This is a genomic window from Breoghania sp. L-A4, assembly GCF_003432385.1.
Taxonomy (GTDB): Bacteria; Pseudomonadota; Alphaproteobacteria; order Rhizobiales; family Stappiaceae; genus Breoghania.
Genome location: NZ_CP031841.1, coordinates 69807 through 92890, shown reverse-complemented (window position 1 = coordinate 92890; position 23084 = coordinate 69807). Strand labels below are relative to the sequence as shown.

Below are 23084 nucleotides of genomic sequence, written 5' to 3'. Positions count from 1 at the left end.
GGTCAGGTTCCGATACGGACGGGAAGCGGTATTCGGGTCGGCGCGTGCCCGGGACTTCGTACAAGGTGCATATACCGCGCGGACCGGGTGTTGACCATCGGCATGATGCGATGCGGCCGATTGCGCCGCGCCGGGAGGGGGGGTGTTTTCGTCTCCGGGCCTTGCAAATGCGATACCGTCATTAGATAACCCAGCGTCTCTTTCGACAGGATTTTCAGGTGTTTCGGACCCTCGAACGACATTTCATCGACCATCCCCTCGAGGGTTTGGGCTGGCTGTGCGCGCTGCAGGTTCTGCTGTGGACCGCGCTGCCGGCGGCCGGCAGTCTGTCGCCGACGCTGGATGTGGCCGAGATGCTGGCCTGGGGCCAGGAGTGGCAGCTCGGCTATTACAAACACCCGCCGCTGCCAGCCTGGATTGCGCAAGCCGCGCGGCTTGCGACAGGCGAGGCGATCTGGGGCCCGATGCTGGCGAGCCAGCTTTGCGTGGCGCTGACGTTTGTCTTCGTCTTTCTGCTCGGCCGCCGGTTGATGGGGCCGCGCGACGCCCTGCTGGGCACGGCGCTGCTGACCAGCGTGTTCTACTTCTCCTGGCCGACGCCGGAACTCAATCACAACGTGGTCCAGATGCCGATCTGGGCGGCGGCAATCTATCTGGTTGTCGTGATCTCAAGCGCGCCGCGCCGGCTGGCGCCCTGGCTGTGGCTCGGGGTGGTTGCGGGGCTTGGCGTTTATGCGAAATACAGCGTGGGAGTGCTCTACGCGGTGCTGGGCATGTGGCTGCTGGCGGAGCCGAATTTGCGCCGGGCGCTGTTGGGCCCCGCGCCGTGGATCGGTCTGTGTCTGGCGCTCGTCATCGCCGCGCCGCACCTGGTGTGGCTGGCCGAGTCCGGTTTCCTGCCGCTTACCTATGCCCAAAACCGCAGCATGGCCTCGCACACGAGCGCCTGGCGTCCGCTGGGGTTTCTCGTCACCCAAATCGCAGATCACCTGCCGATGCTGGTGCCGCTCGGCCTGGCGTTCCCGTTCATGCGCGGCGCGCAGGAGGAGCCTGCACCGCTCGCGCCCCATGGCCTGCGCTATCTTGCGGTGGCGACGCTCGGACCGGTGCTGCTCACGGCGGCGCTCGCGCTGGTCACCGGCGCGGGACTGAAGGACATGTGGGGGGCGCCGATGTTCACCACCTCCGGGCTTCTCGCCGTGGCGCTGCTGCGAACGCGGCTGGGCAAGCCTGCCGCGCAGCGGATGCTGGCCGGTTGCCTGCTGCTGCTTGTGGTGCTGCCCGCCGCCTTTGCGCTCCAGGGGCCGGTGGCGGACTGGCTGCAGCGCAAGCCGCCGCGTAACGGGTGGCCGATGGCCGAAATCGCGGGGCGGCTGACGGATGTCTGGCGCAGGGAGACAGGTGGGCCGCTGCGCATCGTTGAGGGGGAGCCGTGGCTGGCGGGACTGGTGTCGGCGGGCAGCGCGGATCGTCCCTCGGTGCGCATTCCCGGGCTCGATGCCCTGTCGCCTTGGATTTTGGCGCAGGAGCTGGCGCGCGACGGATGGCTGCTGGTGTGGTTCGGCGGGGGTGATGCGCCCGAGGGCCTCGATGTGAGTACCCAGGGGCATATCTTAGTGCCATGGTCGCGGCCCGGCGATCTGGTGATCGGCTACGCGATTGCGCGCCCGGTGTCCGATTCGGACGCGGAATGACGCACGGGAGCATGTCGCACATCCTTCGAGACAGCCGCTTTGCGGCTTCCGCAGGATGAGGTGCAGTGTCTGGACATTAAAATAGATTCAATAGCTTGCGCCATTTCCTCCCGAGGAACCCGGCGCAGGCCGGGCGCATCCGAAGGATCGTCTGTGGCCGGGTTAGCCCTTGGTGGCGAAATACGACGCGATTCGGGTGCGGATGTCGTCGGCGATGACTTTCGCGGCGCGGTCCTCGGCGTCGCGGGCGGCGCGCAGGTTGGCGAAGCGCTGGTTGGAAAAGTCATAGGACGCGTTGGCGAAGGAGGTGCCGGTGAGCAGCGTCTCGTCGGTATCTGCGTCTATCAGCAGGAAGCTCGCCGTCATCGCGACTAGATAGGCTGCGGGCACATCGGCCAGTTCTTCCACAGCCACGGCCGATCTGGACTGGTTGAGGATGGTGCGCAGCCGGTAGCGGGTGGGGGCCGCCTCGCCGCCGCGCTGGAACATGAAGATCAGTTCGTTGCGCAGCACCTGCTCGACGCGATCCTTGGCCGGATCGATCTGGATGGCGGCCAGTTTCTCATAGGTCTGCCCGCCGGCGCCGAGCGTGGTGCCGTAGAGCGGGCGGACATTGCATCCGCCTAGGGCGACGCCCGCCGCGAGCAGGACGCCGAACAGCGCAAGGCCAAGGTTGCGGCGGCGGCCGCTCGGGGTGTTATGCAACGACATTCACGATCCTCTGCGGTACGACGATGACCTTGCGCGGCGCGCGGCCTTCCAGCGAACGGGCGACGGCGTCCAGAGCAAGCGCCGCCGTCTCAACGTCAGATTGCGATGCGTCGCGGGCAATGGTCAACTCCGCACGCTTCTTGCCGTTGACCTGCACCGGCATGGTGACGGTGTCTTCCACCAAAAGCGTCTTGTCGACATCGGGCCAGCCGGTCTGTGACAGCAGCGTATCATGGCCCAGGACGCTCCAGCATTCCTCGGCCAAATGCGGCGTCATCGGCGCCATCATGTGGATCAGGAAATCGGCCGCCTCGCGCAGCGCCCAGCGGGCATCGGCATCCGCCGGCCCCTTGGCCAGCGCGCGGCTCAACGTGTTGACCAGCTCATAGAGGCGGGCGACGGCGCGGTTGAAGCCGAGCTGCTCGATATCGCTTTCCACCGCGGCCAACGTCTTGTGCGTCGCGCGGCGGATCTCGGTCGCCGCATCGCCGAATGTGCCGGGGCGGTCGCCGGCGGGCGCGGTCTCGGCGATGTCGCCGATCAGCCGCCAGACACGCTGGACGAAGCGGAACGCGCCCTGGGCGCCTTCCTCGGTCCAGATCACGTCGCGCTCGGGCGGGCTGTCGGACAGCATGAACCAGCGTGCGGTGTCCGCGCCGTAGGACTCCAGGATATCGGTCGGGTCGACGGTGTTCTTCTTCGACTTCGACATCTTCTCGATGGAACCGATGGTCACCGGCGTGCCGTCGGCCACCAGCGTGGCGGTGCGTTTTCCATCGACATCGGCGATCTCGATCTCGGCCGGGCTGACCCAGGCGCCGTCGGCCGCCTTGTAGGTCTCATGCGTCACCATGCCTTGCGTGAACAGGCCGGCAAACGGCTCTTTCAGCCCGATATGGCCGGTGGCCTTCATGGCGCGGGCGAAGAAGCGCGAATACAGAAGGTGCAGGATCGCGTGCTCGACGCCGCCGATGTACTGGTCCACCGGCAGCCAGCCGTCGGCGGCCTCCCGGTCGGTCGGCGTTGAGGCGTGGGGGGCCGTGAAGCGGGCGAAATACCACGATGAATCGACAAACGTGTCCATCGTGTCGGTTTCGCGCGTGGCCGGCTTGCCGCAGGCTGGGCAGGCGACGTGCTTCCAGGTGGCGTGCCTGTCGAGCGGGTTGCCGGGCTTGTCGAAGGTGATGTCCTCGGGCAGCTCGACGGGTAGCTCGGCGGCGGGCACCGGCACGGGGCCGCAGGCATCGCAATGGATGATCGGGATCGGGCAGCCCCAGTAGCGCTGGCGCGAGATGCCCCAGTCGCGCAGCCGGTAGTTCACCTGGCGCACGCCCTGCGGCGCGCCGCCGATGGTGCGCGATTCCAGCTGGCGCGAGATTTCCTCCTTGGCCTCGGCGATCGGCAGACCATCGAGGAACGCGGAATTGAAGATGGTGCCGTCGCCGACGTAGGCCTCCTCAAGGATCGTGAAATCCTTGGGATCGGCGCCCTCGGGGAGCACCACGGGGATCACCGGCAGGCCATATTTGCCGGCGAAATCCAGGTCGCGCTGGTCGTGGCCCGGGCAGGCGAAGATCGCGCCGGTGCCGTAGTCCATCAGGATGAAATTGGCGACATAGACTGGCAGCAGGCGCTCGGGATCGAACGGGTGCTTGACCTTGAGCCCGGTGTCGAAACCCTTCTTTTCCGCCGTCTCGATGGCGGCGGCCGTGGTGCCGATGCGGCGGCAGTCCTCGACGAAGGCCTGAAGCTCGGGATTGTCCTTGGCCAGCGCCGTTGTCACCGGATGATCCGGCGACAGGCCCATGAAGCTCGCGCCGAACAGCGTGTCGGGGCGGGTGGTGAAGATCTCGAGCGTCGTGTCGCCGTTGGGAGCCGGGGCGGCGAATTCGAACAAGACCCGCAAGCCTTCCGACTTGCCGATCCAGTTCTTCTGCATCAGGCGCACCTTGTCCGGCCAACGGTCGAGGGTGTCGAGCGACTCTAGCAGATCGGAGGCGAATTCGGTGATCTTGAAGAACCATTGCGTCAGCTCGCGCTGTTCCACCAGCGCGCCGGAGCGCCAGCCGCGGCCGTCGATCACCTGCTCGTTGGCCAGCACCGTCCTGTCGACAGGATCCCAGTTCACCTTGGCGTTGCGGCGATAGGCGAGACCGGCGTTGAGGAAGTCGAGGAACAGCTTCTGCTGCTGGGTGTAATAGGCGACATCGCAGGTGGCGAACTCGCGGTTCCAGTCGAGCGACAGGCCCATGGATTGAAGCTGGCCACGCATCGAGGCGATGTTCTGGTAGGTCCAGTCCTTGGGATGCACGTTGTTTTGCATGGCGGCGTTTTCCGCCGGCATGCCGAAGGCGTCCCAGCCCATGGGATGCAGGACGTTGAAGCCGCGGGCGCGCTTGTAGCGGGCGACGACGTCGCCCATGGCGTAATTGCGCACGTGGCCCATATGGATGCGCCCGGACGGATAGGGGAACATCTCCAGCACATAGTATTTCGGTCGCGGGTCGTCATTGTCGGTCGTGAAGACGTTGTTGTCGGTCCAAATCTTCTGCCACCGGGCTTCCGCCTCGCGTGCGTTGTATCGCTCGCTCGCCATCTATGTCGCCGTTTTCTCTATGTCTTGGGAGGAAATCACTGGCGGACAGTCACCAGAAATAACCCCCCGGGTCAACCGAAACAGACCATGCAAGGGGTTGAAATTGCGTTCAAGCCGGCGCATGTCGGCAGGAACTTTGTGAAGTTGCGAAAGATCCCGCCGATGAGTGACGCCGCTAGCCGCCTCCAAGAGGTGAAAACCAGGATCCTCGAGGCGGAACGCGACGCCGGCCGGCCCGCGGGTTCGGTGACGCTCGTTGCCGTCTCCAAAACATTCGACATCGAGCATATTGAACCGGTGATCGCGGCGGGGCAGCGGGTGTTCGGCGAGAATCGCGTCCAGGAGGCGCAGTCCAAGTGGCCGGCGCTGAAGGAGCGTCACGAGGACATCGAGCTGCATCTCATCGGGCCGCTGCAGTCCAACAAGGCAAAAGATGCGGTGGCGCTGTTCGACGTGATCCACACGATCGACCGCGACAAGATCGCCAGGGCCATCAAGGCGGAGATGGAGGCGCAGGGCCGGACGCCGACGCTTTTCATCCAGGTCAACACCGGCGGCGAGCCGCAGAAGGCGGGCGTGCTGCCGGAAGACGCCGATGCGTTCGTCAAATGCTGCCGCGACGAACTCGGTCTGGCGATAGAGGGTCTGATGTGCATTCCGCCGGCGGACGAGAACCCGGGGCTGCATTTCGCGCTGCTGCGTAAGATCGCCGAGCGAAACGGGCTTGCCGGCCTGTCGATGGGCATGTCGGGGGATTTCGACACCGCGGTTGCCTTCGGCGCGACCCACGTGCGCGTCGGCAGCGCGATCTTCGGCACCCGCGATTATCCCGCTTGAGAAAGTTCAGTGGCGCGGGGGATCGGCCAGCAGGTCGATGAGACTATCGAAGTGGCTGGTCAGCTGCGTCTCATTGAACGGACTGGTCTCGAACAGCCGCAGATTCCAGATGCCCTCCACGGCCAGAAACGCCATGATTGCCAGTTCGGGATCGTCGCTTTTTGTCTCAATTTCCGCGATCAGGCGCGCGTGATGCGCGCGGACCGGGTCGAGCAGGGCCGGCTCCTCGGCGATAGCCGTGAGAAACCCTTGTGCCGGCTTCTTTCCGCTACACAGTTTGACGCGAAACGCCAGCAGATAGGCCCTCATCATGGCGTTGGGGCGTTTGTCGCGGGACGTCTGCGCGTGCGCCGCCTCGATCGCCTCGTCGAGCGTATCCACGTGGCGCGCGATCATCGCCTGCAGCAATGCGGACTTGGAGGCGAAGTGATAGAGCAGGCCGCCTTTCGACACCCCCGCGCTTTCTGCGACGGCGTCGAGCGATATCTTGCCGCCGCATTCGCTCTGGGCGACGGAAATCGCCGCGTCGATGATGCGTTCGCGCGCGTTGGAGCGCTTCTTCGGTTCGCTCGCCTTGATTGTTGTTTCGGTCACGGTGGCCGGGGATCCTTGCCGTATGGCTCAGGCCGCATGCGCGCGGGTCATTCTTCGGCTTGACTTTACCGTCTGGACGGTAAAGTAATCAAGCTTGCAGTTGCGAAATCGGTCCAGCCTTCCTCCCGGACCGGAGCGGGCGTGTCGTGGCGGGATTGAGCCGGGAGACGCATCGGCTGTATCTCAATGACCCGTGGGCGGTCCGCTGCGTGTGAACGCAAATGTTCTGCCGGCGGGACGGCCTCGCGGTTTCCTGTGGCCGGTATGCAATGCGTGGAAAGTACCGCAGCGTCAGTCTCCGGCCAATTTTGTGCGTTGAAGTCGGTTTCTCTTAACATCCTTGAGGTATTCGAGGCTTAAAAGCCGGAGCGGGCTCCCCGCACGCTGTGGCATTTGTCGTTGTCTGACATAGGCCGGCCGACAGGCCGGAGGGTTCATGATCAAGCGTTTCATCATTGCAATCATCCTGATTGCTCTCGTTTCCGGCGGTCTCGTCGGCTTCAATCTGTTCCGTGACAAGATGATCGGGCAGTTCTTCGCGAACCGTCAGGCCCCGGTTGTCAATATCTCCACGATCACGGTGAAGCCGGAGGTCTGGAAACCCGGCATCGAAGCGATCGGCACGATCGTCGCGCGCCAGGGCGTCGATGTCGCCTCGCGGGCCGCAGGCGTGGTTACCGCCATCACCTTCAAGTCCAATCAGAACGTGGAGAAGGGCGATCTGCTCGTTCAGCTCGACGATGAAGTCGAGCAGGCTGATCTGATTGCCGCCAAGGCCAATGTCAGCCGCGATGAAGGCGCGCTCAAGCGGTCGACACAATTGTCGGATCGCGGTTTCAGCTCCACGTCCTCGCTCGACAACGCCAAGGCGGCGCTGGATGCCTCGCGCTCGCAGATGGAACGCGTGCAGGCGCAAATCAACCAGAAGAAGATCGTCGCGCCGTTTTCCGGCACAATCGGCATCCCGCGCATCGATGCCGGCGAATATCTTCCGGTTGGATCCGTGATCGCGACGCTCCAGGATCTCAAGACCATGAAGGTCGACTTTTCCGTGAACGAGCAGCTTTTCGCGCAGCTGAAGATCGGCCAGCCCCTGGCGGTCGGCGTGACGGAAGCGGACATGGCCTATCGCGGCAAGATCACGGGTATCGACCCGAAGATCGATCCGTCCTCGCGGCTCGTGGCCGTGCAGGCGGAGTTCGAGAATACCGACGGCGCCCTGCGGCCGGGACAATTCGCCTTCGTGCGTGTCGAGTTGCCGGAGGAAGAGGGCATCATAGCGCTGCCGCAAACCGCGGTCGTGCAAAGCCTCTACGGTACATACGTCTTTGTGGCGGACGAGGCCAAACCGGCGGCCGACGCCGCGAAACCCGCCGAAGCCGCCGGAACCGGCGATGCGGACACCGGGAGCGAGAAAGCAGCGGACGATGCGAACAAGCTCATTCTGCGCCAGATCTTCGTCAAGGTCGGCCGCAGCAATGAGGGCCGTATCGAGATCACCGAGGGCCTGAAAGCCGGTGAACAGGTTGTCAGCGCGGGTCAGAACCGGCTCTCGGCCGGCAGTCCGGTGAAGATCGACAACACCATCGATCCCGCCGCGGCGGCGGCCAAGCCGGGAGCATAGCCGTGAATTTTTCAGAGATCTTCATCCGGCGCCCCGTGCTGTCCATTGTTGTCAGCCTGCTGATTCTGCTGCTTGGCGCGCAGGGCGTTCTCAACATGTCGGTGCGTCAGTATCCGAAGATCGACGAGACGGTGATCACCGTTTCCACGATTTTCCCCGGCGCCGGCGCCGATCTGGTGCAGGGCTTCATCACGACGCCGATCGCCAAGGCGGTGGCGGCGGCGGAAGGTGTGGACTATGTGACGTCGAAGAGCTCGCTGGGCCTGTCGACCGTCTCGGTCAACATGCGGCTGAACTCCAATCCGGACAAGGCGCTGACCGAGGTCATCGCTAAGGTGCAGCAGGTGCGCGGGCAGTTGCCGAGCGAGGCCGAGGATCCGGTGATCCAGAAGGGCACCGGCCGGTCGTTTGCCATCATGTATCTGTCGGTGCTGTCAGAGCGCATGTCGCCGCAGCAGATCACGGAATTCGTGTCCCGCGTGATCCAGCCGCAACTGTCCATTGTTGATGGCGTGGCCAATGCCGAAATTCTCGGTAATCAGACGTTCGCCATGCGCATCTGGATCGATCCGGTTCGCCTGGCGTCGCGTGGCGTGACGGCGGCGGAAGTTCTCGCCGCTATCCAGCAGGCCAATTTCCTCTCGGCGCCCGGCAAGACCGAGAACGAATATGTCGCCTATACGATCGAGACCAAGACGACGCTGCAGACGCCGGAGGCCTTCGGTGCGCTGCCGGTGCGATCGAACGGCGACGAAGTCGTGCGGCTGCGTGATGTCGGTACCGTGGAATTGGGCTCCGAGAGCACCGATGTGCGCGTGTCGTTCAACGGCAAGCAGGGCGTGTTCCTCGGGATCATGCCGACGCCCTCGGCCAATCCGCTGGATACGGCGGCGGGCGTGCGCGCGGTGCTTCCGCGGCTGGTCGAAAGCCTGCCAGACGGCATGGAGATGACGGTCGTTTACGATTCGACCAAATTCATCTCGGCCTCGATCGAGGAGGTGTTCAAGACCATCGGCGAGGCGGTGATCATCGTCATTCTGGTGATCCTGCTGTTCCTGGGCTCGTTCCGGGCGGTGCTGATCCCCCTGGTGACAATTCCGCTGTCGCTTGTCGGCGTCTGCTTCTTCCTGTGGAGCCTGGATTACTCGCTCAACACCCTGACGCTTCTGGCCATGGTGCTGGCCATCGGGTTGGTGGTGGATGACGCCATCGTGGTGGTGGAGAACATCCACCGGCATCTGGAGGACGGGTTGAAACCGCTGGACGCCGCGATCGTCGGCATGAAGGAGATTTTCGGGCCCGTCGTCGCGATGACCATCACCCTGGGCGCGGTCTATGCGCCCATCGGCTTCACGCAAGGGGTGACCGGCGCGCTGTTTCGCGAATTTGCCTTCACGCTGGCCGGCGCGGTGTTCATATCCGGCTTCGTGGCGGTGACCCTGTCGCCGATGATGTCGGCGCGCTTGTTGTCGGCGCATGGCAGCCGGTTTCAGACCATCGTCGACAGGGTGTTCACCTGGCTTGCCGGCTGGTATGGCCGCCGGTTGTCGTCGTCGCTGGACTACAAGCCGGTGACGCTGCTGATCGTGGTGTCGCTGCTCGCGACCTCGGGGTTCCTGTTCATGAACACCAAGAGCGAACTGGCGCCCGACGAGGACCAGGGCGCGCTGTTCGCCATGGTGACCGCGCCGCAATATGCGACGTCCAACTACACGCAGCTCTACACCAACCAGTTCTACGAACTGACCGACGACGTGCCTGGCGTGGAAGCGCGCTTCCAGCTCGTGGGGACTGGGGGAACGAATTCCGCCTTCGCCATCTGGGCGTTGAAACCCTGGGGCGAGCGCGAGCAGTCGCAGGCCGAGATCAAGGCGATGATCCAGCCGCGAATCTCTCAGTCCACCGGCGTCGAGGCCTTCGTTTTCGCACCGCCCTCGCTTCCCGGATCGGGCGGCGGCCTGCCGATCCAGCTTGTGCTGCAGACCACCGGTCCGGCGGAGCAGGTCTATGAGGTAGCGGAAACCGTGCGCCAGAAGGCGATGGCGTCGGGCAAGTTCATCGTGGTGCAGAATTCCATGTCGTTCGAAAAGCCACGGGCGACCGTGCTGATCGATCGCGAACGCGCCGCGGCGCTGGGCGTGCCCATCGCCACCATAGGCCAGACGCTGAATATTCTCGTGGGCAACGCCTCGGTGTCGAAGTTCGACCGCGAGGGACGGGCCTACGACATCATTCCGCAGGTCAGCGCCGACTATCGCCTGAATCCCGAGCAGCTGGGCCAGTTCTACGTGCGTTCGGCCGGCGGCGACATGGTGCCGCTGTCCTCGGTGGTGACCGTAAAGAGAGACGCGACCGCGGCCGCCGTCGAGCAGTTCAACCAGCTCAACTCGTCGACGCTGTCGGCGCTGCCGCTGCCCACGGTGACCACGGGCGAGGGCCTGTCGACCCTGCAGGAGATTGCCCGTGCCGAAATGCCGGCCGGCTTCTTCGAGGATTACGCCGGTCAGTCGCGGCTGGAGGTGCAGCAGGGAAATTCGATCCTGATCGCCTTCGTGCTGGCCATCGTGGTGATCTATCTGGTGCTGGCCGCACAGTTCGAGAGCTTCCGCGATCCCTTCATCATCATGATGTCGGTGCCGCTGTCGATTTTCGGCGCCATCGTGCCGCTCAATCTCGGCCTGGGCACGCTGAACATCTACACCCAGGTGGGGCTGATCACGCTGGTCGGGCTGATCACCAAGCACGGGATCCTGATGGTGGAATTCGCCAATGCCCAGCGTGAGCTGCACGGCATGACGAAATCCGAGGCCATCGTGGAAGCGGCCCGCGAGCGCCTGCGGCCGATCCTGATGACCACGGCGGCCATGGTGCTCGGCGTGGTGCCGCTGGTGTTGTCGGAAGGCGCGGGCGCGGCAGCCCGCTATTCCATCGGCCTGGTGATCTGCTCGGGTCTTTCCATCGGCACGCTGTTCACGCTCTTCGTGGTGCCGATGTTCTACATGTACATCGGTCATGCGGATAAGGCACATGAGCCCGAAGAGATGCCGGCCGCCGCGCCGCACAAGGCCTAAGCGCGGCAATTTGGAGACGAGACAGGCCCGGGCGTTCGCGCCCGGGCTTTTTCATGCGCGATGATGGTGGGGCGCCTCTCCGGAGGCTGCCGCAAGGTGGCTCCACGAAACGGCGATCCGAAACGCAAAAAACCGCCGTTTCCGGCGGTTCTTTTAACAGACCATTTCTGGGAGAAATGGAGCGGGCGAGGCGATTCGAACGCCCGACCCCAACCTTGGCAAGGTTGTGCTCTACCCCTGAGCTACGCCCGCTTGATTTTTTGCCGGCGGAGGTCGCCGGCGAGGTGGGCACTATATGAACCAACGCGTTTGTGATTGCAACATCAGATTTCAAGGAAAATCCGATCGGTGGAAAGCTGGTGAATTCCGCCTCCCGCGCCGTCCGCAATTGCCTTGCGGCACGGCTGGAGCCCGCGTTACAACCACCGCGATGACGCACGCAGCCGACCCGAGGAACGCCCCAAGGAGTGCCCATGCCCGCCAGTCGCAACGACCTCATGCAGCGCTTCGACGCGCTCGGGATTGCCACCAGCACGCTCGAGCATCCTCCCGTGTTCACGGTGGAGGAAAGCTCGGGCCTGGAGCGGGATCTGCCCGGCGGGCACACCAAGAACCTGTTCCTCAAGGACAAGAAGGGCGGGCTGTTTCTGGTCGTGACGCTGAACGACGCGCGTGTCGACCTGAAGACCATTCACGAGAAGATCGGCGCGCACGGCCGCGTCACCTTCGGCAAGCCGGAGCTTCTGATGGAGGTGCTCGGCGTGAAACCCGGCTCGGTGACTCCCTTCGCGCTGATCAACGACACCGGGCAGCAGGTGACAGCAATCTTCGATGCCGCCATGATGGCGCACGAGGTGCTCAACTACCATCCGCTGTCCAACGACGCGACGACGAGTATTGCCCGCGATGACCTGTTGCGCTTCGCCCGGTCCTGCGGACACGAGCCGCGGATCGTGGCGGTCACCGAGGCGGCCGTGGACGCGGATTTGTAAATCCTGCGCGGGTTTCCCACATGACGGACGCGGGCGCGCTTCGTGGCCGGCTGGCCGAGACGACCGAAAGGACCTTCGAATGAACGAGCCGACCTACACCCTGGGCGCGAATGGCGCGCTGTTCGGCGGCGAGACGCAAGCCGACGACGGCCTCATCAAGGACACCACGACGCAAGCCTTCATGGCTGACGTGATCGAGGAATCCAGCAACCAGCCGGTGCTCATCGACTTCTGGGCGCCGTGGTGCGGCCCGTGCAAGCAACTGACCCCGGTGATCGAGAAGGCGGTGCGCAACGCGCGCGGCGCGGTCAAGCTGGTGAAGATGAACATCGACGAGCATCCGGAGATTCCTGGACAGATGGGCGTCCAGTCGATTCCCGCCGTGGTCGCCTTCAAGGACGGCCGGCCGCTGGACGGATTCATGGGCGCGCAGACCGAAAGCCAGGTGCAGGCCTTCATCGAACGCATCGCCGGTCCGGTCGGCCCCTCCGAGGCGGACCAGATGATGGAGCAGGCGGAGGCGGCCCGCGCCGAGGGAAACTGGGCGGTTGCCGCGCAAGCCTATGTGGCGGTGCTGCAGGCCGAGCCCGACAACGCCGCCGCGATGGCGGGCCTTGCGCACTGCTATGTGGGCGCGGGCGATCTGGATCGCGCAACGCAGACGCTGGCGGCGATCGCGCCGGAGAAGGCCAATGATCCCGCCGTCACCGCGGCGAAGGCCGCGCTGGAGCTGGCCGAGCAGGCGGACAAGCTGGGCGATCTGGCCGAACTGCAGGCCCGCGTCGCAAGCCAGCCGGACGACCATCAGGCGCGTTTCGATCTCGCGGTGGCGCTCAGTGCTCGCGGCGACAAAACGGACGCGGTGGACCAGCTCATGGAGATCATCGTGCGCGACCGCGAATGGAACGAGGACGGCGCGCGCAAGCAGCTTGTGCAGTTCTTCGAGGCTTGGGGCTTCAAGGATCCGGCCGCGGCGTACGGCCGGCGCAAATTGTCGGCGGTTCTGTTCTCCTGAGCGGCCGATCCCGGGAGCCGGCGTGGTTCCCATGAACGCAAGCGGCGGACCCTGATTCATGTATGCAGGCAACAAATCCTATGAGGGACTGGCGGATCTGCCGTCATCGCTGATGGTGTTTCCGCTGCCCGGCGTGCTGCTGCTGCCGCGCGGTGAGTTGCCGCTGAACATTTTCGAGCCGCGCTATCTCAACATGGTTGACGCGGCGCTGCGCGGCGACAGGATGATCGGCATGGTGCAGCCGCGCTTCGACGTGGGCGACGTGGATCTGGCCGGCAATCCGCCGCTGTGCTCCGTCGGCTGCGCCGGACGCATTACCGGGTTCATGGAATCGGGCGATGGCCGCTATCGCATCACGCTGACCGGCGTGGCGCGGTTCCGTATCGGCGACGAACTGGACGGCCGCAAGGGTTATCGCATCTGCCGGATATCGGCCGGTGAATTTGTGCATGATCTGCTGGAGGCCGAGGGCGAGGACGCCGTGGACCGCGCCGGCCTGTTGCGCGCGTTGCGCGCCTACCTGAAGGCCAACAACATGGAAACCGACTGGGAAAGCATCTCCAATGCGTCGACGGAGATCCTGGTCAACGCGCTGTCGATGATGAGCCCCTACGGTCCGGCGGAAAAGCAGGCGCTGCTGGAGGCCGAGGATCTGAAGGCGCGCGCCGACACGCTAATCGCCATCACCGAGATGGAACTGGCGCGCGGCGGCGGGTCGTCGACCCTGCAATGATTTTCAGCCGCGGAGCGGCGCACACGAGATGGGAGACCCCTGATGGGTGACGAGGCGCGACACACGGTTGATCCGAAACTTCTGGAAATTCTGGTCTGTCCGGTGACCAAGACCACGCTGGAATACGATCGCGAGGCTCAGGAGCTGATTTCCCGCGCCGCCCGGCTGGCTTATCCGATCCGCGACGGCATCCCGATCATGCTGCCCGACGAGGCGCGGCCGCTGGAAGACGTCTGAGCGCGCTGCGCCGGACGTCAGCCTGCTGCCTTATCCGCAGTCCGTGAGGATCGCGGCGAGACGCTTGACAAGAAATTCGGGGTCGCCGGCAAGGCGCAGGCGCTTGACGCGCGCGGTCTGGCCGCTGTGCACTGAAATTCCGCTCTTGCCGACGCTGAGCACCTTCGCCAGCAGCGTGATGAGCGCGGCGTTGGCCGCGCCCTTCTCCGGCACCGCGCGCACGCGCGCCAGCAGCACCGCCCGCCCGTCGGACAGGATCTTGATCCCGTCCAATCGGTCGTGACCGGCGCGCGGCGTCAGCCGCACGTCAAGCCACAGCCCGTCCTTGTCCGCACGCCAGGGAGCGGCTTGAATCAAAAGACCTGCGGGTAGATGTACAGGACGATGATGCGCTGGATCAGGAAGATGCCGAGCAGCAGAACGATCGGGGAGAGATCGAGACCGCCCATGTTGGGCAGAACACGGCGGATCGGACGCAGCACCGGCTCGGTGAGATTGTAGAGTGCCTGGCCGATCATGCCGACGAACTGATTGTTCGAATTGACAATGTTGAAGGCATAGAGCCAGGAGAAGATCGCGCTGATGATAACGACCCAGACATAGAGGTCGAGTGCGATGAGAATGACGTCGAGAATGGCGCGCATGGGTACCGTTGCTCTTTGAACTGGACCGTGGTGTCCCTGATGTAACGGTCGCGCGCGTCCGCCGCAAGACTTGAGCGGTCGATGGTGCTGTCGGCGGTCTTGCTGGTGACCTGAGCGCGTTTCAGCTGCGGCCCGCGGGTGCCTGCGCGAATTTCCGCAAGCTCCCTGCGCCACAGGCTTGACAGCGTCGAGCGCTCTCTCCTAAATGCGCGTCACTGGTGAGGGGCCGTAGCTCAGTTGGGAGAGCGCGTCGTTCGCAATGACGAGGTCAGGGGTTCGATTCCCCTCGGCTCCACCAAGTTCCCCCAAGCCAAGACCAACATCGACGGTGAGCGGCGCGGCATCGCGGTGGTTGCGCAGCGCCGACGACTCTCGGTTGTCAAAGCGGGCGTGGCGAACGTGTCCCGCCCGTCCGCTTTCTCCCCTTGTTTAGAACCGGTAGCGGAGGCTGGCGCGGCCCGTGTGGTCCTGGGCGTTGGCGCCGAGTTCGCCCTGGTAGGTGAGGGCGATGCCGAGTTTATCGTCCTTCGCGAAGGAAAGCCCGGCCTCGACCAGCGCCGTGTCCGCGTCGATCGGCGTGCCGGTGATGGCAAAACCCGCGCCGCCGGAGGCAAAACGCATGGCGGACCGTGGTTCGACATCGCCGAAGGCGTGGCGCCAGGCGAGCGAGCCGGTCAGCGACGTGGTGAAGCCGTGGACCGTTGCGAAGACGCTCTCGCCGCGTAGGCCCAGCGTGGTCACGCCGATGGTGTCGTTGGTGCTGCGGCTCGTAAGCGCCGCGGCGCCGCCGCTCTCGGTGAAGCCGTCGCTGTGCTGGTTGACCAGGGCGAGGCCGGCGAAGGGCTCAAGCCGCGCGAACCGTGTGTCCAGCGTGTAGCCCGCTTCGACGAAGGCCTGCGCCGTGGAGCCGGTATAGCCGGCCGACAGGCGATCGGTGAAGCCGGGAAAGGCGACCGTCCGGCTGGTGTCCAGCTGGTGCAGCGTGTAGCTCGCCCCCAGCCGCAGGCCGAACGCGCCCGCCCGCGTGCCGGCGTAGACGCCGGCGTGGTAGCTGTCGGCCGAGCCGTTGGCGCCGTTGGCCGTCGAGGTGAACTGGCTGTGCGAATAGCCGGCCATAACACCGGTGCGCCAGCCGGGGAAAATCTCGGCGTCCAGGCCGCCCACGAAGCCGCCGCCGTAGCTGGTCATGCGCGCCGTGGTGGCGGTGGCGTCGGCCTCGCCCCAGCCGCCGAACGCCTGGCTCCAGACCTGGGCGTTGAGCTGCGCGAGCGCGGGCACTGAGCCTGCGCCGTGAAAGCCCATGGAGGCCTGATCGCCCGATGCGCCCAGTTGACCGAAGGCGTTCAGCAGCCGCTGGTTCATCGCCGCGCGGTCGATGGTGGCGCCGGTGACCAAGGCGCCGCGCAGGCTCGCGTGCATCTCGCCGGTCATCTGCTGGAAGGCCGCCTCGGTCTCGCTGTCGGGCAGGGTCAGGACCGCATCGTAAATCTGGCCGGAGCCGGTGTCCTGGATCGCCTTGGCGACGTTTCTCTGGTTCTGCGTCCCGGCCCCTGCCTTAAAATCGATGTCGTTGCGCCTCAGCGTCAGCGTCACGTCCGTGGAGGAATAATCGAGCCCGGCATCGAGAAACGCGAAGTTTTCCGTGACCGTGCCGAAGCTGCCCGTGACGGCGCTGGCGCTCAGCACGGTGTAGCTGGTCTTGGGGTCGTAGGTGGAGCCGTCGTCGGTGCGATTCTCGGCGAGGATCGTGAGCGTCGCGCCGCTGTCGATGGTGACCGTGCCGGTGGAGACCAGCTTGTCGGACCGCGCCGAGGCATCGACTTCCACCTCATACGTGGAGCCCGAGGAGAAGGTCACATCGCCGGCGTTCAGCGTGCCGATGGAATTGCCCGGCGCGAGGGTCGCCCCGGAGGCCAGCGTCACGTCCGACACGGTGCCGGAGCCACCGAGGAAAGTCCCGGAGGCGAGCGCCAGCGTGCCGGCAAGGCTGCCGTTGACCACCAGCCCGCCTCCCGAAACCGTCGTGCCGCCGGTGTAGCTGTTGGCGCCGCTCAGGACCAGCGTGCCCGCTCCGGCCTTGGTGACGGTGCCGGCGCCGGAAATGGCGCCGTCGAAGGCAATCGCATCCGAGCGGTTGAAGGCCAGCGCGCCGTTGTTGGTCACATCGCCGGCGAGCGCGCCCGTTGTGCCGCCGTCGCCGAGCTGAAGCGTCCCCGCGCTGATCGTCGTGCCGCCGGTGTGGGTGCTGTCGCCACTCAGGACCAGCGTGCCCGCTCCGGTCTTGGTGACGGTGCCGGCGCCGGAGATCGCGCCGTCGAAGGCAATCGCATCCGAGCGGTTGAAGGCCAGCGCGCCGTTGTTGGTCACATCGCCGGCGAGCGCGCCCGTTGCGCCACCGTCGCCGATCTGAAGCGTCCCGGCCTGGATCGTCGTGCCGCCGGAATAGGTGTTGGCGCCGGTCAGCACCAGCGTGCCCGCTCCGGCCTTGGTGACGGAGCCTGTGCCGGAAATCGCGCCGGCATAGGTCACCGCATCCGAGCGGTTGAAGGCCAGCGTGCCCTCGTTGACCACATTGCCGCTCAGGCTGCCCGAGGTGCCACCGTCGCCGACCTGCACGGTGCCCGCCGAGATCGTCGTGCCGCCGGTGTGGGTGTTGGCGCCACTCAGGACCAGCGTGCCCGTTCCGGCCTTTGTGAGGCTGCCGGTGCCGATGATCGCGCCGGCATAGCCGGTGGTGCCGGACTGGGCCACGGTGAGCGCCGCGCCGCCGAGGTCGACGCTTCCGCCGGTGCCGGAGAGCGACGAGGCGGTGAGGTCGAAACCGCCAAGATCGAGCGTGCCGCCGTTGACCGCGTATCCGGTATTGGCGGCCAGGGCGCCGGCGCTTCCGGCTCGCAGCACACCGCCGGAAACGGTCGTGCCGCCGCTGTAGCTGTTGGCGCCAGTCAGGACCAGCGTGCCCGCTCCCGCCTTGGTGACGGAGCCTGTGCCGGTGATCACGCCGGCATGGGTCACCGCATTGCTGCGATTGAAAATCAAGGCACTGTCGTTGGTCACATCGCCGGTCAGGCTGCCCGAGGTACCGCCGTCGCCGACCTGAAGCGTCCCCGCGCTGATCGTCGTGCCGCCGGAATAGGTGTTGGCGCCGGTCAGGACCAGCGTGCCTGCTCCGGCCTTGGTGACGGAGCCTGTGCCGGTGATCACGCCGGCATAGCCGGTGGTGCCGGACTGGGCCACGGTGAGCGCCGCGCCGCCGAGGTCGACGCGTCCGCCGGTGCCGGAGAGCGACGAGGCGGTCAGGTTGAAATTGCCGAGATCGAGCGTGCCGCCGTTGACCGTGTATCCGGTATTGGCGGCCAGGGCCCCGGCGCTTCCGGCTTGCAGCACACCGCCGGAAACGGTTGTGCCGCCGCTGTAGCTGTTGGCGCCGGTCAGGACCAGTGTGCCCGCTCCCGCCTTGGTGACGGAACCGGTGCCGGAGATCGCGCCGGCATAGCTGGTGTTGCCGGTCTGGGCCACGGTGAGGGCCGCGCCACCGAGGTCGACGCGTCCGCCGGTGCCGGAGAGCGACGAGGCGGTCAGGTTGAAATTGCCGAGATCGAGCGTGCCGCCGTTGACCGTGTATCCGGTATTGGCGGCCAGGGCCCCGGCGCTTCCGGCTTGCAGCACACCGCCGGAAACGGTTGTGCCGCCGCTGTAGCTGTTGGCGCCGGTCAGAATCAGCTTGCCCGCTCCCGCCTTGGTGACGGAGCCAGTGCCGGTGATTACGCCGGCGTGGGTCACCGCATTGCTGCGATTGAAAATCAGGGTCCCGTCGTTGACCACATTGCCGCTCAGGCTGCCCGAGGTGCCGCCGTCGCCGAGCTGAAGCGTGCCGCCGGAAATCGTCGTGCCGCCGGTGAAGCTGTTGGCGCCGGTCAGTATCGTCGTGCCGGACAGCACATTTGCGGATCCGGCGCCGCTGACATCGAGATCGAAGTGGTAGGCCGTGCTCGTGTGGTTGAAGACCAGCGTGCCTGCGCCGGCGCCGAAGACGATGTTGTCCGCGTAGAGCATGCCGGCTGCCGCGGCCGCCACGCCCGCTGCCGCGCCAATGTTGATCGTGCCGGTTGAGCCCGAATAATCGCCGACGGTGATCGTGCCGCCGCCGGAAGTGACAGAGACCGACCCTCCATCCGAAACAGTCAGGTCGCCGGCACTTTCATTGCCGACTGAAAAGTTTGATGAAATCGTCAACGCGCTTTCCGCGCCCTTCACCGTGACCGTGCCGGTCGAACCGGAAAAAACCCCTACATAAGCATGCTTGCTCGAGACCGACCCGCCATCCGAAACCGTCAGTTCGCCGGCACCATATCCGCCGACATAAAGGTATATCGAACTCGTCAACGCGCTGTCGGCGCCCGTCACCATGACCGTGCCGGTCGAGCCGGCAGAAAACCCCAAATAACTATTCTCGTTCGAGAGCGAGCCGCCGGCCGAAATCGTCAGGCTTCCGGACGCTGAACCGGTGCCCACGAAGACGGTGTCTGATCCCAGATCAAGCGGACTGGTGCCAAGCGTGCCTTCGGTGCCGTCGCCGCCCTCTCCCGTGCCGATCAGCGTCTGGTTGCCGTTCACTTGGAGCACCGCCAAGGCGGGATGGGAGGCGGGAAGCAGCAGGGCGGCGGAGACCAGCGCGGTGGCGGACAGCAGCATGGCGCGCCGCCGCGCAGGGGAGCCTGGTCGGACGGCCAGTCCCGGTTCGCCGATAAAAGAATGCCGCATGTTGTTCAGTTCCCCGCGCCCGCAAGCCGGCCGCGCCCCTGTTGAAATCAGATGAGGCCGCGACGCCGCGGCGTTGGCCCGGACGCAAAAGACGTCCATGGCGGCACCCTTTCGACAGAACGCGACCCACGCCGACACGCCGCGCCGTGTGGACAGCGTGACGGGGTCGGCGCGGTGCATTCTTGAGGAAGGTGGGGAACGCGCGCTATCCGATTTCGGCAAATCGCGAAAAATCGGCCGCATTATCCGGCGGTTAGGCGGCGAGTGTCGCGGAGGGGGACTCGCCGAAAAGGGTTTTGTAGTCCTGCGCGAAGCGGCCGAGATGCAGGAAGCCGAAGCGCATGGCGGCCTCGGTCACCGTGATCGCCTGCGGATCGGTCTCGCGCAGCAGCCTGCGCGCGCCGTTGAGCCGGACACGCCGCAGATAGTCGAGCGGCGTGAGGCTGGCGTAGTCGAGGAAGGCATATTGCAGCGTGCGCCGGGAAACCCGGAGTTCGCGGCAGATCTCGATCATCGTGGGCAATTGGTCTTCCGACAGGCGTCCCTCGATGAAGGCGCTCGCCGCCCGGGCGATGCGCATGGCCCGGCGGCGGGTTGACGCGGAGGGATCGCTCGCGCAATTCAGCGGCACGGCGGTTGCGACCTGGAGGACGGTCTCGAACAGGACCTTCTGCAACACGTCCGCTTGCGGCGCGGTCGCCGTCTCGCCGTCGGCGATCTGGAACCATTGGCCGATGGCCTGCCACAAGGCCGCCTTCTGCGGCGTTTGCAGCCAGGTCAGCTGTTGCGGCGCGGTATCCCAGCCCTCTGGATCGAGTATCCGCGCGGCGTGCAGGAAATCGTCCTGATTGAAGCTGACATAGGCGGTTTTGGTGCCGGCGGGGACATGGACGTCGAACTCCGTGTTTTCCGGCAGGAAGAACACCGACTGATCGTCGCTCTCGAGGATCTCGGAGAAGCGCACGATGGGGATGCGCGACAGCGAGATTGTGCACAGGCCTTTGGGCATGATCCCGAGTTTCTGCACCGTCGCGTGCTGGTGCTCGCGCACGAGCCGCTGGGCGCCGAGGTCGAGGATGTCCATTCGCCCGACCCGATCGCCCCTGGACAACTGGTAGCAGTCCATCGGAACCCATGGCTGCAGGGTGGTCTGATGCGCGGCGTCCCGAACCACGGTCGAGCGGAACGGCGTCGCATCCGGGTCAGTATCGCCGCTGACGTCGGTATGGGCGTGGGGCTTGCCTGATGTGTCCAGCGTCTTGGCTTCCTGTCGGCGCTCGATTCCCCGGCGCGGAGTGCCAAGGCTCGTCCAACAATAGGCCGTTTCTCCTGTACCGCAAAACGCAGGATCCGCGGTGGGCGCTATCGAGAAGAAACCGTATTGGTTACAAATACTTGATAAAAATGCTGAGGCCGCACCCCTTGGGGAGGCCGGCGTGAGCTCCGGCAGGAAAAGTACTATAATTGCGATTGTTCCACCGAAGAAAGGTGTTCCTCCGGCGCACGGGTGATTCGCGAGGGGCGTCAACGACGCCGGCCCACCTCCGGAGCACGCAATCTGAAGAGTTCCGCTCAATCGCGGTATGTCTGGAGGCCGACAGGCAACACGGAAATGCTCTAGCCGCCGATCCCCAGGGCGCCCCAGCCCCGTTCGATCATCCAGAAGGCGGCGGGCACGCCGATGACATAGGCCGGAAGGAGATGCGCGCGCGCGAGCACCGGGCGGGGCAAGCGCACAAGAGCGACGCTCGCCAGCAGGACGGTGACGACGAAGGCGATCTGCCCGATCTCGATGCCGATGTTGAAGGCCAACAGGGCGAGCGGAATATCGGATTGCGGCAGGCCGACCTGCGACAGGGCTCCGGCAAACCCCAGCCCATGCAGCAGGCCGAAGCCCGCCGCCAGGGGCCAGCCGTTGGCGCGCAGCCAGCGGTTCTCCGGCTGTCGTGTCAGGTCGACGGCGAGCACGAGGATCGAGGCGGCGATGGCGATTTCGACCGGCGCCGGCGGCAGATTGACGAAGCCGAGGACGGCCAGCCCCAGCGTGACGCTGTGCCCGACGGTGAAGGCGGTGACGGTTCGAAGCAGACTGCCGATGCCGGGCGCCAGCAGGGTCAGCCCCAGCACGAACAGCAGGTGGTCAAAGCCGCCGAGGATGTGCTCGCCGCCGATCGTCGCGTAGCCGGAGACGATTGTGGTCCACGGCTGCCGGCCGGTGATGGTGAAGACCGCGGTCTCCGGCGTAAGCACCTGATTGATCGAGGTCCCGTCGGCCATGACGATCCGCAGCAAGACATTGGCGCGGCTTTCCGCGATGCCTTCCACGGCAATGGACTTGCCGGAGAGCCCGCCGGGGCAGTCGATCCGCCATGTCGCGACCATCCCGGTGTCGTCGCGGCGCACATCCGGCGCGTCCTTGCCGGTGCATTCGCCTGGGAGCACGGGCGTCAGATTGCTGCCCGCGACCTTGACCAGCGGCTGCTTCCAGAACACCCGGACCTGGGTGTCTCCGGTCTCCTCGAGCTCGAGCAGGGAGGGCGCGAACTGATGCGCCAGCGCCGGAGACAGCCAAAGCAGGGCGCACAACAAGGCGGCTAGCAATCGGAACACGGCAGGCCCTCCGGGTCGACGATGTCATAGGCCTCGCGCAATTGCGCGAGACGCAGACGCAGCCAGTCGTCGGCCAGTGTCTGCAGGAGTTGCGCGCGCACCTGCGTCTCGATCTCGGCCAGCGGCGGAACATGGGCTGGGATCCGCTCGTGCACGAAGACGATGTGCAGCCCGAAGTGGGATCGGATGGGGCCATACCATTCGCCGACGGGGGCCGCGTCGAGGTCGCTCACGAAAGCGGCGCCGAACATCCGTTCCAGATCCTTGTCGATCATCGCCGGCAGCTCGGTGTCGACGAAGACCTTGTCGCCGAGCGTCGTGGCTTCCGAGGTCGGCACGGCGCTGACCTTTTGCAGCAGCGCCCGCGCCCGCGCCTCGGTCCGCGCGCCGTGCTTGAGCTCGTTGACGAGAAGCTGGGTCAGCCGCGTGCGGCGCGGACGCCGGAATTCCTCGGGATGATCGCGCAGGTGTTCCTCGAGCATCGCCGATTCGGGCTCACGCACCAGCACGACGGCGCGAATGATCCGTTTGGCCCCGTCGATCAGCATGCGCCGCATCACGAGATCGCTGCGGTGCAGGCCGAGCCGGATGGCCTCTTCCAGATCGTCCTGGGTGACGCTGTCGCGGCCGCCCTCGGGTTTGATGAAACCGACAACCTTGGCGAGGCGTTCCAGCGTGATGGGCTGGCGGTGCAGGCCGAGGCCGACCGCGTAGTCCAGCAGGATGCGTTGATCGATGAGCGTTTCGAAGATGGCCCGCCGCTCCGAGGGTGATGCGGGGCGTCCCTTTTGCGCGAAGAAGTCCTTGAGCGCCAGCTGCAGCTCATAGGCGGGTACGCGTAGCGTCTGCCGCATGTCCGGGACGGGCTGCCACCAGGCGAGCTTTGCCGCAAACAGCAAGCCGCCCAGCAGCAGGAAGTGCAGAAATGGGGACCGGAGCGCGGTCATCGTCTGTCGCGGCCG

General features: G+C 65.5%; 17 protein-coding genes and 2 tRNA genes. 9 read left to right on the top strand and 10 right to left on the bottom strand.

What is annotated here, in order from left to right; genetic code table 11:
• The first annotated feature begins 218 nt into the window (after positions 1-218).
• A complete protein-coding gene (locus tag D1F64_RS00445) occupies positions 219-1694 on the top strand; it encodes a glycosyltransferase family 39 protein (RefSeq protein WP_117410802.1) in 1476 nt (491 codons plus the stop codon).
• A gap of 162 nt (positions 1695-1856) precedes the next feature.
• Here the strand turns inward: D1F64_RS00445 and lptE are convergent, their stop codons facing one another.
• Both lptE and leuS read right to left on the bottom strand, forming a co-directional pair.
• Positions 1857-2405, bottom strand: coding sequence for an LPS assembly lipoprotein LptE (gene lptE / locus D1F64_RS00440; RefSeq protein ID WP_117410801.1), 549 nt, complete (start codon positions 2403-2405; stop codon positions 1857-1859).
• Positions 2392-5001: a leucine--tRNA ligase gene (leuS, locus tag D1F64_RS00435; protein WP_117410800.1), complete on the bottom strand. Its 2610-nt coding sequence runs from the start codon at positions 4999-5001 to the stop codon at positions 2392-2394. The genes lptE and leuS overlap by 14 nt, the downstream gene beginning before the upstream one ends.
• A 162-nt stretch (positions 5002-5163) precedes the next feature.
• Between leuS and D1F64_RS00430 the strand changes: the two genes are divergently transcribed.
• Positions 5164-5838: a YggS family pyridoxal phosphate-dependent enzyme gene (locus D1F64_RS00430; protein ID WP_117414318.1), complete on the top strand. Its 675-nt coding sequence runs from the start codon at positions 5164-5166 to the stop codon at positions 5836-5838.
• A gap of 6 nt (positions 5839-5844) precedes the next feature.
• On the opposite strand, the gene D1F64_RS00425 is transcribed toward D1F64_RS00430, so the two are convergent.
• Positions 5845-6432 (bottom strand): TetR/AcrR family transcriptional regulator, encoded by a 588-nt coding sequence (locus D1F64_RS00425; protein WP_205470593.1) that lies wholly within the window; start codon positions 6430-6432, stop codon positions 5845-5847.
• A gap of 436 nt (positions 6433-6868) precedes the next feature.
• Between D1F64_RS00425 and D1F64_RS00420 the strand changes: the two genes are divergently transcribed.
• Together D1F64_RS00420 and D1F64_RS00415 are read left to right on the top strand one after the other, a co-directional pair.
• Entirely contained in the window at positions 6869-8056 is a 1188-nt protein-coding gene (locus D1F64_RS00420) for an efflux RND transporter periplasmic adaptor subunit (RefSeq protein WP_117410799.1), read from the top strand.
• 2 nt (positions 8057-8058) lie between these two features.
• Positions 8059-11127: an efflux RND transporter permease subunit gene (locus D1F64_RS00415; RefSeq protein ID WP_117410798.1), complete on the top strand. Its 3069-nt coding sequence runs from the start codon at positions 8059-8061 to the stop codon at positions 11125-11127.
• Positions 11128-11304: 177 nt separating this feature from the next.
• Here the strand turns inward: D1F64_RS00415 and D1F64_RS00410 are convergent.
• Positions 11305-11379 (bottom strand) — tRNA-Gly (locus D1F64_RS00410).
• Between the two features lie 221 nt (positions 11380-11600).
• Here D1F64_RS00410 and D1F64_RS00405 point away from each other — a divergent pair.
• From D1F64_RS00405 to D1F64_RS00390, 4 genes are all read left to right on the top strand, one after another.
• Positions 11601-12119 carry a prolyl-tRNA synthetase associated domain-containing protein gene (locus D1F64_RS00405; protein WP_117410797.1) on the top strand — a complete coding sequence of 173 codons (519 nt, stop codon included), beginning with the start codon at positions 11601-11603 and terminating at the stop codon, positions 12117-12119.
• Between the two features lie 79 nt (positions 12120-12198).
• A complete protein-coding gene (gene trxA / locus D1F64_RS00400; RefSeq protein ID WP_117410796.1) occupies positions 12199-13134 on the top strand; it encodes a thioredoxin in 936 nt (311 codons plus the stop codon).
• A gap of 58 nt (positions 13135-13192) precedes the next feature.
• Positions 13193-13867, top strand: a complete 675-nt coding sequence (locus tag D1F64_RS00395) for an LON peptidase substrate-binding domain-containing protein (RefSeq protein WP_117410795.1) — start codon at positions 13193-13195, stop codon at positions 13865-13867.
• A gap of 42 nt (positions 13868-13909) precedes the next feature.
• Positions 13910-14104, top strand: a complete 195-nt coding sequence (locus tag D1F64_RS00390) for a Trm112 family protein (RefSeq protein WP_117410794.1) — start codon at positions 13910-13912, stop codon at positions 14102-14104.
• 30 nt (positions 14105-14134) lie between these two features.
• Here D1F64_RS00390 and D1F64_RS00385 read toward each other — a convergent pair whose 3' ends face one another.
• Together D1F64_RS00385 and D1F64_RS00380 are read right to left on the bottom strand one after the other, a co-directional pair.
• Positions 14135-14461, bottom strand: coding sequence for a DUF167 family protein (locus D1F64_RS00385; RefSeq protein ID WP_346432284.1), 327 nt, complete (start codon positions 14459-14461; stop codon positions 14135-14137).
• Complete coding sequence (locus D1F64_RS00380; protein ID WP_117410793.1) at positions 14458-14748, bottom strand: YggT family protein; 291 nt, start codon at positions 14746-14748, stop codon at positions 14458-14460. The genes D1F64_RS00385 and D1F64_RS00380 overlap by 4 nt, the downstream gene beginning before the upstream one ends.
• A 222-nt stretch (positions 14749-14970) precedes the next feature.
• Here D1F64_RS00380 and D1F64_RS00375 point away from each other — a divergent pair.
• Positions 14971-15046: transfer RNA gene (locus tag D1F64_RS00375), tRNA-Ala, on the top strand.
• A 131-nt stretch (positions 15047-15177) separates the two neighbouring features.
• Here the strand turns inward: D1F64_RS00375 and D1F64_RS00370 are convergent.
• From D1F64_RS00370 to D1F64_RS00355, 4 genes are all read right to left on the bottom strand, one after another.
• Complete coding sequence (locus tag D1F64_RS00370) at positions 15178-19443, bottom strand: autotransporter-associated beta strand repeat-containing protein (RefSeq protein ID WP_162901215.1); 4266 nt, start codon at positions 19441-19443, stop codon at positions 15178-15180.
• A 322-nt stretch (positions 19444-19765) separates the two neighbouring features.
• Positions 19766-20596: a helix-turn-helix domain-containing protein gene (locus D1F64_RS00365; RefSeq protein WP_162901214.1), complete on the bottom strand. Its 831-nt coding sequence runs from the start codon at positions 20594-20596 to the stop codon at positions 19766-19768.
• Between the two features lie 533 nt (positions 20597-21129).
• Entirely contained in the window at positions 21130-22122 is a 993-nt protein-coding gene (locus tag D1F64_RS00360) for a HupE/UreJ family protein (RefSeq protein ID WP_162901213.1), read from the bottom strand.
• A complete protein-coding gene (locus D1F64_RS00355) occupies positions 22107-23069 on the bottom strand; it encodes a peptidylprolyl isomerase (RefSeq protein ID WP_117410789.1) in 963 nt (320 codons plus the stop codon). Before D1F64_RS00355 ends, D1F64_RS00360 begins: the two co-directional genes overlap by 16 nt.
• Positions 23070-23084 lie beyond the last annotated feature (15 nt).